Origin of the sequence: Shewanella pneumatophori (genome assembly GCF_023283895.1) — a bacterium.
Lineage (GTDB): Bacteria > Pseudomonadota > Gammaproteobacteria > Enterobacterales > Shewanellaceae > Shewanella > Shewanella pneumatophori.
Genome location: NZ_JAKILB010000005.1, coordinates 78,208 through 93,630 on the forward strand (window position 1 = coordinate 78,208; position 15,423 = coordinate 93,630).

A 15,423-nucleotide genomic window follows, 5' to 3' on the forward strand; every position below is an offset into this window, starting at 1 on the left:
AATTTGATCCACTCAGAGCGTTTTTAACAAACTCATTCAAGGCCGCTAAATTCTCACTGAGCGAGCATATGTTTATTCTGATTGGTATTATTTAGTCGGCATGTCATCTTTGTCCCAGTAGTTTGTCGGTCTACGGGCATAAATCTCATTGACTGATTTAACCAGAACTTTGTTATTTTCAGGGTAAACCACAACGTCGTGAATATCTCTATTGCCAACAACGATAAAAATAAAGTCGTTTTCGCTATGGTTAAATAGCTTATGGGCTATACCTGTATCGGCATTGAAACAGATATATTGGCCTTGGCTGAATATATGAGGTTCACCGTCGATATACAAAGTGGCTTCACCTTGCATAGCATAAATATGTTCTTCTTCTTTAGTGTGATAATGGGCAACTGCTGAAGACTTTCCTGGTGGTAAGCGCTCCATAGTTACACCAATTTTTTCACCACCGGCCATATCACCAAGATGTTTTTGATCGCTGGCGTATTCGTCTTCGTGTTGCCACGATTCCCAGCATAGATCATTGATATTTATTATTTTACTCTTATGCATTAGTCACCCTCAGCTTACAAAACTGTCATAAAGGATTATAACGATAATTGCTCAAGAGAGAAGACACTATTCAATATATTGTATAAAACAACCTTTGAAGAGGGCTGTCACTCGGCTAGAAAATGATTGGCTATAGAATACAGTTGCGATTCGCCAAGTCAGTTTAGGCGAGCGTATTAGCATTACCGGCAGTTATGTTTGGGGAATCTGCTCAGATCGCAGAGTGGATAATATTAAAAGCTAAGCTGATTTAGCATGATAGTGCGTAAAAGTTAGATTTGTGGCAAGGATAGTCAGTTGAGTTGGGTTATTAGAGCAGGGCAGGAATGAGCTGTTTGGAGATTGAGCTGTTAAAGCTGAATTTAACAAAACTTAATGCCATACATCTCTGTATGGCATTAAGTTTATTAATATTTTTACGTGTTTTTACCGCAGGTATTGTAATTATAGCGTGACACTTAGTCAGCGTAATTAAACAATGACTTTACGGTTTCTAGTGTGTCTTCAACATTATGAATACTAGATGGGCAGATGAAGATGGTATCGTCACCAGCAATTGTGCCCAAAATGCCTTCAGGTTTACCTATTGAGTCAAGTAAACGCGCAATTAGCTGCGCCGCGCCCGGACTGGTTCTAACCACGATCATAGCTTGGTTGTGGTCAACGTCTAGAACGAGGTTTTTAAGCGGGCTACCAGCGGTAGGAACACCGAGCTCGGCCGGCAAGCAGTAAACCATCTCTTGCTTAGCGTTACGAGTACGAACGGCGCCGAACTTGCTTAGCATACGAGAAACTTTAGATTGGTTAATGTTGCCAAAGCCCTCAGCTTGTAGAGCGGTGACAATTTCACTTTGAGAGCCAAATCGCTCTTCTTTTAAAATAGATTTGAAGGTCTTAACTAAATCATCTTGATTTTTACTTGCTTGCATATTTTTTTATTCTTTATTCAATAAGATCTGCTTCATGATGATTATTTTAGCAATTCTTGTCAAATAATATTCGTTTTAATGAATAAAAATTCACTGGCAGAGCCAATAGACGATAACTGCCTATTTAAGTTAGAATGATTATTCTAATTTTTGTCATTCTAATCTATCTCGTCAAATTGCCCGTAAGTCTCATTCCTGCCCGCTTCGCGAGTTAACCCTTTTATATTAGTGTTCTAGATTATACGGAACACGACTAAGGGATAATTGAAATTTAATTGTGAATCCAGTACTGTTGCGGCATTAGAAAAATAGATCTAAATCACAAAAATCCGAGAATTGACGGAGATAACTATGAAAGTTGCTGTACTTGGAGCTGCTGGCGGCATTGGCCAGGCACTTGCCCTACTGTTAAAAACACAATTACCTGCGGGTTCTACTTTGTCGCTTTATGATATCGCTCCAGTTACTCCTGGTGTTGCGGTTGATTTGAGCCACATCCCAACTGCGGTTGACGTGAAAGGTTTTGCTGGTGAAGATCCAACTCCTGCACTAGAAGGTGCTGACGTGGTTCTTATCTCTGCAGGTGTTGCGCGTAAACCTGGCATGGATCGCTCAGATCTATTCAATATCAACGCAGGTATTGTGCGTAACCTAGTTGAAAAGTGTGCGACTACTTGTCCGAAAGCACTTATCGGTATTATTACTAATCCAGTAAATACTACGGTTGCTATTGCGGCAGAAGTATTGAAAAAGGCTGGTGTTTACGACAAAAACCGTTTATTCGGTGTGACAACTCTTGATGTTATCCGTTCAGAAACTTTTGTTGCTGAAGCTAAAGGCTTAAACGTTGCTGACGTAAAAGTGCCTGTAATCGGTGGTCATAGTGGTGTAACTATTCTTCCACTACTTTCTCAAGTTGAAGGCGTAAACTTTACTGAAGCAGAAGTAGCTGCATTAACTACACGTATTCAGAATGCGGGTACTGAAGTTGTTGAAGCTAAAGCCGGTGGCGGTAGCGCAACACTGTCTATGGGTCAAGCAGCATGTCGTTTCGGTCTATCACTTGTTCGTGGTCTACAGGGCGAAGCAAATGTTGTTGAATGCGCATATGTCGATGGTGGCAGTGAGCATGCAGAGTTCTTCGCACAACCTGTTGTACTAGGTAAGAACGGTGTTGAAGAAGTGCTAGCTTATGGCGAAGTCAGTGCATTTGAAGCTAATGCTCGCGATGCAATGCTTGATACATTACAAGCTGATATCCAGCTAGGTATCGATTTCGTGAAATAAGCAGTTTATCAAATTAAAAAAGGGAGCCTTGAGGCTCCCTTTTTGTTTTTAAGCTAGCGAGTTAAATCGCGCAATTAATTGCTACGCTGAGTCGCAATCATAGCCAGTGAGATTAGTGCGGTCTTGTAATCTGAATCTGGAATGATAGAAAGTGCCGCGATGGCTTTTTCTGACTCTTCGATTGCACGTTGCTCAGTATATTCAAGCGCACCACAATTTTTAAGGGCAGCTAGAATCGTTTCGATATGCTCGGTACCGTCACCTTTCTCAATCGCTTCACGGATTAGTGCTTTTTCAGTATCGCTACCATTTGCCATAGCGAAAATGAGCGGTAGAGTTGGTTTGCCTTCTGCAAGGTCATCACCAATATTTTTACCAAGCTCTTCAGTGTCAGCGGTGTAGTCAAGTAAGTCGTCAGTTAATTGGAACGCTGTACCTAAATACTTACCGTAATCAGCTAATGCAGTTTGCACTTCTATAGGGCTATCAGCTAATAGGCCTGCTAAGCGAGTCGCTGCTTCAAACAGTTTTGCTGTTTTGCAGTAAATAACACGCATGTAGCTGTCTTCAGTGGTATCGGGGTCATTACAATTCATTAATTGTAAAACTTCGCCTTCAGCAAGCACGTTGGTTGCATCGGCTAAGATCTCTAGCACTTCCATCGACTTTAGCTCAGTCATCATTTGGAATGAGCGGGTGTAAAGGAAGTCTCCGACTAATACACTGGCGCTATTACCAAATAGTGCATTGGCTGTTTCTCTGCCACGACGCAGCATTGACTCATCAACTACATCATCATGTAAAAGTGATGCGGTATGAATAAATTCAATAATTGCTGCTAATTTTAGGTGAGAATCACCTTTATAGTCTATGGCTCGAGCTGCTAGTATAGAGAGCAGAGGTCGTAAGCGTTTACCGCCACCGTTAATTATGTAGAACCCAAGTTGATTAATTAGGGCAACATCTGACTCTAGTTGTTTATAGATCAGTTGATTGACAGCTTGCATATCGCTATCAGTCAATTGACGAATGGCGTTTAAATCCATAAGTAGGCTCTAGTTCTTGTTGGCTGCTGGTTAACATACAGCGCAATTAAGGCTTAAATGTTATAATAAATGGATTCTACCTAAATTTACGGTACAAGACAGCAGTTGTAAGTAATTGTGAGAGTTATTTGGGTCTTTTTTTATTCTATGTTAATTAAGACTTGTCAGCAGCCAGTTCTTAGCGTAAACTCCGCGACCATTGTCATTAAAGCTTTTATAGCACCCCTGCATCAAAAAAATATGTTTTGAGCGGCGTGTTAGAAATATCGGAGTAAAATAGCTATGTACGCTGTTTTTCAAAGTGGCGGCAAGCAACATCGCGTTGAAGCCGGCCATACAGTTCGTTTAGAGAAATTAGAAGTTGCTACAGGCGAAACTATCGAATTTGACCAAGTTCTTTTGGTTGCTGATGGTGAAACTGTACACGTAGGTGCACCTTTAGTTGAAGGTGGTAAGGTTGTTGCTGAAGTAATCAGCCACGGCCGTGCGGAGAAGGTAACTATCGTTAAGTTCCGTCGTCGTAAGCACCACGATAAGAAAATGGGCCACCGTCAGTGGTTCACCGAAGTTAAAATTACAGCTATCAACGCTTAATTAGGAGAATAACTCATGGCACATAAAAAAGCTGGCGGTTCTACTCGTAACGGCCGCGATTCAGAAAGTAAACGTCTTGGTGTAAAGCGCTTCGGCGGTGAATCAGTTCTAGCTGGTAACATCATCGTTCGTCAACGTGGTACTAAATTCCACGCTGGTGTTAATGTTGGTATCGGTCGTGACCACACTTTATTCGCTCTTACCGATGGTAAAGTGAAGTTTGAAGTTAAAGGTCCACAGAACCGTAAGTTCATCAGCATCGAAGATTAATCTGTAGCTTAAGCTAAGATTGATATTAAGCCCCGCCATTGGTGGGGCTTTGTTTTTTTTAAATTAAGTTAAATTGTTTTTTGGCGACTAGAATCGTTAAGAGTATAATTCTTTCATTCTGTGGTGCCAGGAGTTGGTATGAAGTTTGTCGATGAAGCTATTATCCGTGTAGAAGCCGGTAATGGTGGCAGTGGTTGCGTTAGCTTTAGACGCGAAAAATATGTTCCGGATGGTGGTCCAGACGGTGGTGATGGTGGCGATGGCGGCAGTGTTTATCTGCAGGCTGATGAAAACCTCAATACACTGATCACTTATCAGTTTGAACGCTTCCATATCGCCGAGCGCGGTAAAAATGGTCGCGGACGTGATTGTACTGGTCACGGCGGTGCGGATTTGATCCTTAAAGTACCTGTTGGTACACGCGCTATCGACAACGATACCGAAGAATCTCTAGGTGATTTAACCACACACGGGCAAAAATTGCTTGTGGCTAAAGGTGGTTTCCATGGCCTTGGTAACACTCGTTTTAAGAGTAGTACTAACCGTGCACCAAGACAAAAAACATTAGGTACTGATGGTGAAGTTCGTAGCCTTAAGTTAGAGCTACTATTACTTGCAGACGTTGGCTTACTTGGTATGCCTAACGCAGGTAAATCAACTTTCATCCGTTCTGTATCAAAAGCTAAGCCAAAGGTTGCAGACTACCCGTTTACAACACTGGTGCCTAACTTAGGTGTAGTTAATCCAAGACCGGGTCAAAGCTTTGTTATTGCCGACATTCCAGGCCTAATCGAAGGCGCAGCTGATGGCGCGGGACTGGGGGTTCAGTTCTTAAAGCATCTTGAGCGTTGTCGTGTATTGCTGCACATTTTGGACGTTGAGCCGATTGACGGTAGTGATCCAGTTGAAGCGGCACGTGCTATTGTTGGTGAGCTTGAGAAACACTCTCCAAAGCTTGCTAGCAAGCCACGTTGGTTGGTTATCAACAAAGCTGACTTAATGCTTGAAGAAGAGTTACAAGAGCGTATTGACCGCATTGTTAAAGAGCTAGAGTGGGACGGCGACGTTTACACTATTTCTGCTTATAACCGCGAAGGTACTGCTGAGTTAGCCGTTAAACTATTAGACTTTATCGATTCACTTCCTCCTGAAGAAGAAGTTGATGCTGACGCTGAAGTTGAGTTTAAGTGGGATAACTATCACCAAAGTGCAAATGAATCAGTCAACGAAGATTACGACGATGACTTTGATGATGATTTTGACGATGATGATTATGATGTAGAAATTATCTACCAAAGATAATTTTGCATAAGAGGAAGTTGAGACAAGGTGTACGCTACAACGCAAAATGACATTACTCGTCAGGTCGTTAGAGTTGCTCAACTTCTGCTTGCTTATGGCGCTGAATCTGAACTCGTTGAAGAGATCACTCAGCGTCTAGGCCACGCCTTAGGGTTAGAAAGTGTGGAGATTTCTATTTCCTCTAACTCACTCGTATTGACCAGCCTTTCTGTTGGCCGCTGTATTACCACCACCCGCCGTATTCGGGAACATGGTATTAATATGACCGTGGTTTGCGAACTGCAACGCATCTGCTTACTGACTGAAAAAGGTATTTATGGCCTTAATGAAGTAAGAAAAAGAGTAGGCCGCATTCAACCAAAAACTTACCCTGCAAAATATGTAGTGCCTATGATTGGCCTATCTTGTGCGAGTTTTTGTCATTTGTTTGGTGGCGACCTTAATGCTTGTTTAATTACGTTTTTGGCATCGGCCACAGGTATGTTTGTGCGCTTATCTATCGCTAAACGTCACTATAACTTGCTACTTAATTTCAGTGTTACAGCATTTGTAACGACCTTAATTGCGCAAACTGGTTATCAGTTTGACTGGACCGATACACCTAAGTTGCCTATGGCTGCAAGTGTGTTAATGCTGGTGCCAGGTTTTCCTATGATTAACTCAATATCAGATATGGTTAAAGGTCAGCTAAATGTGGGGATCTCACGCTGGGGCCACGCAACTTTGCTCACAGTTGCTTCTGTTATTGGTATCACTATCGCGATGCAAATTGGCGGATTGTTTCTATGATGTCGCTAATGTTGACCATGTTAAACGACGCTTTATTCTCGGCAATTCCTGCAATAGGCTTTGCGATGGTATTTAATGTGCCGCGTCGATATTTACCCTATTGCGCTCTTGCTGCAGCGTTAGGTCACGGCAGCCGCACTATGTGGCTGAGCTTAGGCTTACCTATTGAATGGGCAACATTTCTAGCTGCAGCCCTTGTTGGCGTAGTTACCATCGCGTTTGCTAAGAAGCATTTAGCTCCACCATTAATGTATGCTGTGGCTGCAATCATTCCTATGATCCCTGGTACTTATGCCTTTAATACTGTTATTGGTTTAGTACAACTAACGGCACAAGCTGTAATGAGCCCAGAGCTTATCTATGAAGTGGTTAGTAATGGATTAAAAACAGTGTTTATTTTAGGTGCGCTATCTGTTGGTTTAGCTATGCCTAGCTTATTGTATTTCCGCTCACGGCCGGTCATTAAATAGCTTAATATTGCCTTTGATTGAGTACTCATGGTTGAATGCTCGCAGTTTACGCTAGCTGCACGGCAGTTTTATCTATTTTAGAAATAATAATTAAAGGGAAGTCTTATGAAAATCGCTATGATCGCCGCAATGGCAAATAACCGCGTAATCGGCAAAGATAATCAAATGCCTTGGCACCTTCCTGAAGACTTACGCCACTTTAAAGCGATGACATTAGGTAAGCCTGTTGTTATGGGCCGTAAAACCTACGAGTCGATTGGCCGTCCGTTGCCTGGTCGACATAATATCGTTATTAGCCGTCAAGCTGAGCTCACTATTAAAGGGGTTACTACGGTGACAAGTTTCGCTGAAGCTAAGCAGGCCGCTGGCGAGTGTGAAGAGTTGGTTATTATGGGCGGAGGTCAGTTATATGCCATGTTGTTACCTCAAGCCGACATTTTATACCTTACAGAAATTGCTCTCGATGTTGAAGGCGATACTTATTTTCCTGATTGGAACGATGGTAGCTGGCAAGAAGAATCTCGAGATGTAGCTAAAAATGATAAACAACTTGAATATAGCTTTATCAAGTTGGTGAAAAAATGTTAAATTTAACGGGTTGTTTAGTACCCTGTATAACGATAAAGCAAGCCTACTAGATAGCGCTACTTTTCTAATAAATAAAAACTAAAAAAATAAGGAGTGTCAGATGCGCTTGTTGTCTGTAAGCCTCGCTACATTGATGGTGGCATCTTCAATTTCTATTTCATCAACCGCTACGGCTAATCAAGACCAATTGGCTGCTAATATTTGCAACTATGTTCAGGCTGATGATAAAAACCGTTTGCGTAAAAAGTTAAAAGAGAGCCGAGTAAAACTACGTAATATTTATAGTGGCGTATCTTGTAATGGCGATAGCCTGCTAAGAACAGCACTCAAAAGTGGCTCTAATAAAGTGGGGACTTTTGTTGCGAAGCGTTTACCTGCGTCAGAGTTAGGCTCTGCTGAAGCTGACGGCCAAACAATTGTTGCCTGGGCTGAAAGTAATGGCCATGGCGGCAGTGAAATTACCAGCGCGATTAAATCGCGTATCGCCGGCGGTTAATTACAGCGATAAAAAATACCGGGATTACCCCGGTATTTTTTTATCTATTTTTTGCTCTCTGGCCTAAAGCAGCTATTTCAGCAGCCTCAATTTCAAGCGTTTTACACTTTAAACTCTTTAACTGAAGCCTGCAGTTCTTCTGCTAGCTGAGCAACCTGATGGCTGGATTGCGCCGTTTGATCCGCGCCGGTTGAAGTTTCTTCAGAAATTGCGGCGATATGCTCAAGCTTTTCTGACACCTGTTGACTAACGAGGTTTTGCTCTTGTGCTGCATGAGCAATATGTGTTCCTGAGTCGTGAGCACGATGTACCGCATCGCTAATACTTTCTAGAGCATTATTAGCTTGTTCTGTTTTATCAACGCAAGAGTTGGCCTGAGTACGTCCTAGGTCCATTACTGCAACTGCCTCTTGAGTTCCTTGTTGAAGTACTTCAATCATCTGCTGAATTTCTTGTGTGGAATCTTGAGTTCGTGAGGCAAGGCTGCGCACTTCATCTGCTACTACCGCAAAACCACGACCTTGCTCACCGGCTCGAGCGGCTTCAATGGCGGCGTTAAGTGCGAGTAGGTTAGTTTGCTCCGCAATACCACGGATCACATCAAGGATAGAGCCTATCGAGGCGCTGTCGGCGTGTACCTTGTTGATAACAACGCTCGCTTTAGAGACTTCGTCAGCAAGCGCCAAAATAGTACGCTTATTTTCATCAGCAATTAGACGCATATGTTGGCTTTCATCGTCGGCTGCTTTTATTTGACTAAGGGCATCATCTGCACTGGCAGTAACTTGTTGGGCGCTAGAATTTAGTTGAGTAGTAGCAGTAGCGACTTGATCAACTTGACTTTTTTGTTCCTGAATACCAACAGTTGTTTGCGCGGTAATCGCTGATGTTTCTTCTGCGGCGGCTGCTAGTTGATCTGAACGTTCTAAAATTCCTTGAATTAAGCCGCGTAGGCTATCAACAAGTTTATTGCAGTTTGCTGATAGTTTGGCAAATTCATCATGGCCTGAATCATCTAATTTATGAGTTAAGTCACCTGATGCGAGAACATTAAGCGCATGGTTAACTTTATCGAGTGAGCGAGTCAGTGGTCTTACAACTGCAATACTCACAAAAACAGCAACGACGATGGCAACCAACATGAGTAAAATAGTACGCATACTGGCACTATCTATATTCGCTATCGCGTCAGTACTAATTTGATTGGAGATGGTTTCGATATTGTTATTTAGCGTGGACATTTGCTGGTTCACTCTGCGCGCACTTCGCTCTACTTCCTCAAGCAAACTTGCAGCGCTATCATTAAATGCTATTTCGTTTCGCTTTAACTCAGTTAATGAGTTACGGCCGCTTATCATGCTAAATACGTTATTGGCTTCAGTATTGATCTCGTTGATTAGCTCTGCATCGACAACACCTTCCCAGTTTGAGGTGACATAGGTGACTTTGCTTTTAGCATCACTGACTATGTAATCAAGCTCCTTAGAAATTGTATTAAACTTGGCTTTGTCTTTACTCCCCATTAAGTCAAAGCTCGTACTTACAATGCTACTAAAACTAAGCTCTAGATTACTTGCTGTCGCGGCTATCTCTTGCTCGGTTAGATCTTCACTCATTTCAAGGTCGATTAAGTCGAGTAGTAACGAAGCTGTATCATCGGCACCAATTTCAATATCATCGTAACGAGTCACAATTTTTTGCACGCTGACTAATGCATTTTCATGTGCCTGCATCATCTGTTTGCTTGTCGTATTGAACTTTGAGTAATCACTCTCTAATTGGCTAATAACGGCAGTAAACTCGCTATTATCGCTAACTAATGCGCTAAGTTTATCAAGCTCGCTATTGAAGATTTTACCTGCGGCAGAAAACTGTGCATTGACTTGCGGCATTTCGGCGACATTAGGGCTATGGTAAGCCACTAAGACCTGCTTTTCTTGCTGAGAAATTGTTTGGGTGAGCAGATTACTGGATTCTAAGGCAGGAAGGCTTAACTGTTGTAAAACTTGAGTGCTTGTCTTTAGTTGGCTGTTGGTGAACCAAGAAGCAGCGCCGAGAACGAGTAATAGTAAGGTGACAACCGTAAATCCACCTATGACTCTAGTGGCTACATTTAACTTCATAAGCGCTCCATTGTTATTATTTTTATTTAAAGTCACTGTTTTGGCGACACCTAGTTAATAGGTTATATCGACCAGATGTCGCAATAGTTTAACTCTTTTTTAACTTTGTTTAACGTCTTTTAATTTATTCTGAGTAATTTTCTGATCTGATTCTAAGTGCCATAAAGTCATGTATTCTCCCCAGCAGCAACCAGTATCGAGTGCTAAGCGGTTAGCGTGTTGAGTTTGCCCCATAATTGCGGCCCAGTGCCCGAATACAATGCGGTAGTCTTTGGGCAGCTTATGAGAAAGTTGAAACCAAGGAGTTAAATTTGAATGGTTACAATGTTCTATTGGTGCTTTGCAGTTAAAATCCAGCGCGCCAGAGTCGGTGATATAGCGCATGCGGGTTAGGGCATTGATACAATAAATTTGCTGCTCAAGGCTGGATAATTGAGGCAGGTCTTGGTCAATATCATTGGTGTACATGTGCGCAATGAGAGCAGTTAGATAATCGGTTGACTGTAAGATATTACTCACAGCGTCAGCTCGTGCCCTTAGAGTTGCAAGTTCCCAATTTGGTGGAATGCCTGCGTGGGTCATAATGAGTTGCTGCTCGGGAAGTTCCTGATACAAAGGCTGCAATCTTAGCCAGTCGATGATAGAAGCGATATCTTCAGCTGCAAGTAGTTCGCTTAGATGATCTTTGGGGTTCGCGCGCTTTAGTTGACCATGTATGGCCAGTAAGTGAAGATCGTGATTGCCGAGAACGACTTTTGCTGAACCCTGTAATGATTTGAAAAAGCGTAAAGTTTCAAGTGAACCTGGCCCTCTGGCCACAAGATCGCCAACAGCCCAAAGAGTGTCACGCGATGGGTTAAAAGCTACTTTTTCAAGTAGCAAGGTGAGTTCATTAAAACAGCCTTGAATATCACCTACAAAATAGTTTGCCATTTTTACCTATTTATTATGATTTTATAATGGTTAGTGCAGTAATCCAGGTATAGATAATCGAAAGGCTGAGATTATTGCCTTAAACTCTTGTCCCTGCTCATCTGTCATAGTGTAACTTCCCTCCATCACACCTAACGGTGTTTCTAGCACGGTACCGCTAGTGTATTCATATGAGGAGTTGGGTTTGATCGTTGGAGTTTCCCCGACAACACCTGAGCCGTGAACTTCACTTTTTCGGCCCTCTGCATCGGTTATGCACCAATGACGACTTTTTAGTGTAATGTCTTCGTTGCCAAGGTTATGGATAGTAATTGTGTAGCTAAATAGGTATTTGTCTTCATCGGGTGAGGATTGGGTTTCGATATATGCTGTTTTTACGTCAACTCTAACTGATGATGCTAATTGATTCATACAAACCCCTAAAAAGATGTGTCATACCAATAAGTATAAGAAGTTGAAGAGCTCAGAGTGTCGCGACTATTGAATAAACTCACAGAAGCGTCAGCTTTCACTGGCTTATCTAATCTTAACATTGATTGGTGTCATTATTTTCCTACCAAAGAAATAGCTCGGGTTATCTTATACCAATCAGTATAAGAAGTTGATCTACGCAGAGTATTTTTTGGCAAACTAATTAGGGCAATTATTACAATAAACATTAGTTCTTTGGGGGATTATTCAAAGCAGAAGAAAGCAGGAAGAAACTGCCAGAATACAGAGTTTCACACGTTATAAAAATTTGCATAGATTTTACTGCTTAATTCTCGCTAAGCGCGGAAATGTTGTTGATTGCTATTTAATCGATGCGATGGCTATTAACAGTCATTAAACGCATAAATAGAATATAAAAAAAGGGCAGTGAATGCCCTATTTTTAAGAGTAAAATTATAGATGAATAAAATTACTTTTTATCAAATACGTGGTTAGCCATTGCGACATATTGGTCGACACGAATTTGTTCTGGTCGCAACGTCGGATCTATACCTAACTGAGCAAAGTCTTCATCAGAAAGCATTTGCTTAAGGTTATTTCTTAACGTTTTACGACGCATATTGAAGGCTGTAGTGGTTAAGTTTCTTAGTAGCTCAACATCTTTACAAGGCCATGGTTTGTTTTTATAAGGCACTAAGCGCACTACCGCTGAATCAACTTTTGGTGGTGGTGTAAAGCATCCTGGAGGTACTTCAAGTACTGGCATCACTTGGCAGTGATATTGTGCCATTACGGTTAAGCGACCATAAGCCTTAGTTCCCGGCGCAGCTGAAAGTCTTAACACCACTTCTTTTTGCAGCATAAAGTGCATGTTTTCAATATGCTCTGCAAATTCAAATAAGTGGAACATAAGCGGCGTAGAGATGTTGTATGGCAGGTTACCAAACACTTTCATCTGCTTGTCTTCACGTACCAATTGGTTGAAGTCAAACTTTAATGCATCGCCTTGATGGATTTCGAGTTTATCTTTAAGCACTGGGTGCTCTTGTAAACGCTCAACCAAATCTTTATCTAGTTCAACAACAATCAGTTTGTCGATACTAGTTGCTACAGGCTCAGTTAACGCCGCTAAACCTGGGCCAATTTCTACCATAACGTGATCGTTATCTGGTGAAATAGCGCCAACAATGCGATTAATCACATTTTCGTCGGTTAAGAAGTTTTGTCCAAAACGCTTTCTGGCCGTATGGCCTAAATGTACTTTATTGCTCATGAGGTAACTTTTATCACTAATTCTTGGCTGCCAAATCAATGGCTTTATTTAATGCGCAGACGAAACTGCCGATATCTGCAGTGCCTGTGCCTGCAAGCTCTAGGGCCGTACCATGGTCGACCGACGTTCTTATATAGGGTAATCCTAGGGTGATATTGACCGAACTGCCAAATCCTCTAGATTTTAGTACTGGAAGCCCCTGATCGTGGTACATAGCAAGCACAACGTCAGCATCTTCTAAGTATTTTGGTTGGAATAGAGTATCTGCTGGTAAAGGCCCAACTATATCCATATCCAGTTCACGTAACTCATTTAGTGCAGGGATAATAACATCAATCTCTTCTCTGCCTAAATGACCATCCTCGCCTGCATGAGGGTTTAAGCCACAAACGTAGATCCGTGGCGACGCAATAGCGAATTTCTCTACTAGATCACGATGTAAAATCTTGATGATTTGGTGCAAACGATCGCGAGTAATTGCTTTTGATACATACGCCAGAGGTATGTGTGTTGTTACTAACGCCACTTGCAGACCAGGCGCTGCCAACATCATCACTACATCTTGACAGTTTGCTTGGTTAGCAAAGAATTCAGTATGGCCACTAAATGGAATACCAGCCTCGTTGATAATGCCTTTGTGAACCGGACCGGTTACCACCGCATCAAACTCGCCAACCATGTTTTTCTCACCTGCAAATCGCAGAGTTTCAACCACGTAGCCACTATTTTGCTCATCAAGCTTACCGCAAACCGCTTCAGCTTCTAATGAGAATGGCACTATGGTTAATGTGCCGGCTTCTTGGGCCTTTGGTGGTTGGTTTGGTTGATAAGGACGTAGTTGAATTGGTAAACCAAGTTTTTTAGCACGAGATTGCAGTAATTGTGGATCGGCACAAACGACTAGCTCAGCAGGCCATGCCTGCTGAGCTAGTTGTATCACTAAATCTGGGCCTACACCCGCCGGTTCACCCGGCGTGATGGCTATGCGTTTAGTCGACAATAGTATTAACCTCGGTTTGATACTGGCTCAAAGATATCGATAAAGGCTTCTGCGCGCATTTCGTCTAACCAGTTTTGTAATTCTTCATTAAACTTACGACGGAATATCAGCTGATGTGCTCGGTTTGTGTTGAACTTATCAGTTGCATCAGTAGTACGCTTATCTTCTAGCTGTACTATGTGCCAGCCGTGTGTTGAACGGAATGGTTCACTGTACTGGCCAATTTCTAGGCTATTTAGTTCTTGAGCAAACGCGGGTACGTAGATGTTCGGATCTGCCCAACCTAATTCACCACCTTTAACTGCACTACCTGGATCTTCTGAGTACTGACGCGCTAGGTCTTCAAACTTAGCTTCACCTGATTTTACTTGTTCAAGGAACCTGTCCATCATGCTTTTTGCACGCTCTTCTGACAGAATTGGTGATGGCTTAAGCAGAATATGACGAGATTTAACTTCTTCAATTTCTTGAGTTTGCAAACCGCGAGCGTCCATTATCTTAATAATGTGTAAGCCTGAACCACTTTTAATTGGGCCGATTATATCACCAGTTTTAGCATCACCAACGACTTCAGCAAATAAAGTCGGCATTTCGTTGATGTTCATATAATCCCAAATACCACCTTCTAGCGCTTTTGGGCCAGAGGATGCCGCAATAGCGATACTTCTAAAGTCATCACCATCGTTTAGTCTTTTTAGTACTGCCGCAGCTCGCTTACTTGCTGCGTCTAATTGTTGGCTGTTGGCGTCGCTTGGGACGTCAATCAAGATGTGACCAATTTGGAATTCAACATCTTTAAGCCCTTGTTCATTGATTATTTTTACAAGGTTATTAATTTCTTGTGGCGAGACTTGGATACGACGTTGAACCTGAATACGTTGGATTTCACCTAAAGTGATCTCTTCACGTAACTGCTCACGATATTGCGCAAAAGTGGTGCCGTCACTTTCGATTTGCGCCTTCATTTGTGAAACCGTGATATTTTGCTCTTTAGCGATATTTTCAATAGTTTGGTCTAATTGTAAATCACCAATATGTAAACCAATCCTATCTGCCATTTGAAGCTGTAAACGAGTTAAGATCAGTCGTTCAATCACCTGAGTTCTCAGAGCTGTATCTGAAGGCAACTTTTGGCCAGCGTTCGCCGCATTGGCTTTAATGGTTTTCACCATTCCACTGACTTCGCTTTCTAGAATAATCCCTTCGTTTATCTGCACAGTGACGCGGTCAAGTGGCGTCGGGGCTGCTTGAATCGTCTGGCTCATCGCCAAAGTTAACAGGGCAAAAATTAATTGGTTACAGCGTTTCATCCACTAAAATCCTTGGCATTTAT

17 protein-coding genes are annotated in these 15,423 nt (G+C 42.2%); 8 read left to right on the forward strand and 9 right to left on the reverse strand.

What is annotated here, in order from left to right; all coding sequences use genetic code 11:
• Nucleotides 1-87: 87 nt before the first annotated feature.
• The gene (locus L2740_RS09145; protein ID WP_248949785.1) at nt 88-558 is read right to left on the reverse strand and encodes a cupin domain-containing protein; all 471 of its coding nucleotides are present in this window, start codon (nt 556-558) and stop codon (nt 88-90) included.
• Nucleotides 559-1,016: 458 nt separating this feature from the next.
• A complete protein-coding gene (argR, locus tag L2740_RS09150; protein ID WP_248469093.1) occupies nt 1,017-1,487 on the reverse strand; it encodes a transcriptional regulator ArgR in 471 nt (156 codons plus the stop codon).
• A 351-nt stretch (nt 1,488-1,838) separates the two neighbouring features.
• On the opposite strand from argR, the gene mdh reads away from it, so the two are divergent.
• Nucleotides 1,839-2,774 (forward strand): malate dehydrogenase, encoded by a 936-nt coding sequence (gene mdh / locus L2740_RS09155; protein WP_248949788.1) that lies wholly within the window; start codon nt 1,839-1,841, stop codon nt 2,772-2,774.
• A 74-nt stretch (nt 2,775-2,848) separates the two neighbouring features.
• On the opposite strand, the gene ispB is transcribed toward mdh, so the two are convergent.
• A complete protein-coding gene (gene ispB, locus L2740_RS09160) occupies nt 2,849-3,820 on the reverse strand; it encodes an octaprenyl diphosphate synthase (protein ID WP_248469091.1) in 972 nt (323 codons plus the stop codon).
• A 282-nt stretch (nt 3,821-4,102) separates the two neighbouring features.
• On the opposite strand from ispB, the gene rplU reads away from it, so the two are divergent.
• From rplU to L2740_RS09195, 7 genes are all read left to right on the forward strand, one after another.
• On the forward strand, nt 4,103-4,414 hold the full coding sequence (gene rplU, locus L2740_RS09165; protein WP_028765847.1) for a 50S ribosomal protein L21: 312 nt from the start codon (nt 4,103-4,105) through the stop codon (nt 4,412-4,414).
• A gap of 15 nt (nt 4,415-4,429) precedes the next feature.
• Entirely contained in the window at nt 4,430-4,684 is a 255-nt protein-coding gene (rpmA, locus tag L2740_RS09170; RefSeq protein WP_012154114.1) for a 50S ribosomal protein L27, read from the forward strand.
• 138 nt (nt 4,685-4,822) lie between these two features.
• The gene (gene cgtA, locus L2740_RS09175) at nt 4,823-5,986 is read left to right on the forward strand and encodes an Obg family GTPase CgtA (RefSeq protein WP_248949790.1); all 1,164 of its coding nucleotides are present in this window, start codon (nt 4,823-4,825) and stop codon (nt 5,984-5,986) included.
• A gap of 27 nt (nt 5,987-6,013) precedes the next feature.
• A complete protein-coding gene (locus L2740_RS09180) occupies nt 6,014-6,775 on the forward strand; it encodes a threonine/serine exporter family protein (protein ID WP_248949791.1) in 762 nt (253 codons plus the stop codon).
• Entirely contained in the window at nt 6,772-7,245 is a 474-nt protein-coding gene (locus tag L2740_RS09185; RefSeq protein WP_248949793.1) for a threonine/serine exporter family protein, read from the forward strand. Before L2740_RS09180 ends, L2740_RS09185 begins: the two co-directional genes overlap by 4 nt.
• Before the next feature lie 105 nt (nt 7,246-7,350).
• Nucleotides 7,351-7,833 carry a type 3 dihydrofolate reductase gene (gene folA / locus L2740_RS09190; RefSeq protein WP_248949795.1) on the forward strand — a complete coding sequence of 161 codons (483 nt, stop codon included), beginning with the start codon at nt 7,351-7,353 and terminating at the stop codon, nt 7,831-7,833.
• Nucleotides 7,834-7,933: 100 nt separating this feature from the next.
• Entirely contained in the window at nt 7,934-8,329 is a 396-nt protein-coding gene (locus L2740_RS09195; protein WP_248469086.1) for a DUF3718 domain-containing protein, read from the forward strand.
• A 101-nt stretch (nt 8,330-8,430) separates the two neighbouring features.
• On the opposite strand, the gene L2740_RS09200 is transcribed toward L2740_RS09195, so the two are convergent.
• The 6 genes from L2740_RS09200 to surA form a co-directional block, all read right to left on the reverse strand.
• Nucleotides 8,431-10,452: a methyl-accepting chemotaxis protein gene (locus L2740_RS09200; RefSeq protein ID WP_248949797.1), complete on the reverse strand. Its 2,022-nt coding sequence runs from the start codon at nt 10,450-10,452 to the stop codon at nt 8,431-8,433.
• 99 nt (nt 10,453-10,551) lie between these two features.
• Nucleotides 10,552-11,385 carry a symmetrical bis(5'-nucleosyl)-tetraphosphatase gene (locus L2740_RS09205; RefSeq protein WP_248949799.1) on the reverse strand — a complete coding sequence of 278 codons (834 nt, stop codon included), beginning with the start codon at nt 11,383-11,385 and terminating at the stop codon, nt 10,552-10,554.
• A gap of 30 nt (nt 11,386-11,415) precedes the next feature.
• The gene (gene apaG, locus L2740_RS09210) at nt 11,416-11,796 is read right to left on the reverse strand and encodes a Co2+/Mg2+ efflux protein ApaG (protein WP_248949801.1); all 381 of its coding nucleotides are present in this window, start codon (nt 11,794-11,796) and stop codon (nt 11,416-11,418) included.
• Between the two features lie 490 nt (nt 11,797-12,286).
• Nucleotides 12,287-13,090: a 16S rRNA (adenine(1518)-N(6)/adenine(1519)-N(6))-dimethyltransferase RsmA gene (gene rsmA, locus L2740_RS09215; RefSeq protein ID WP_248949803.1), complete on the reverse strand. Its 804-nt coding sequence runs from the start codon at nt 13,088-13,090 to the stop codon at nt 12,287-12,289.
• A gap of 16 nt (nt 13,091-13,106) precedes the next feature.
• Nucleotides 13,107-14,090 (reverse strand): 4-hydroxythreonine-4-phosphate dehydrogenase PdxA, encoded by a 984-nt coding sequence (gene pdxA, locus L2740_RS09220; protein WP_248949806.1) that lies wholly within the window; start codon nt 14,088-14,090, stop codon nt 13,107-13,109.
• 5 nt (nt 14,091-14,095) lie between these two features.
• Complete coding sequence (gene surA, locus L2740_RS09225; RefSeq protein ID WP_248469080.1) at nt 14,096-15,400, reverse strand: peptidylprolyl isomerase SurA; 1,305 nt, start codon at nt 15,398-15,400, stop codon at nt 14,096-14,098.
• Nucleotides 15,401-15,423: the final 23 nt, after the last annotated feature.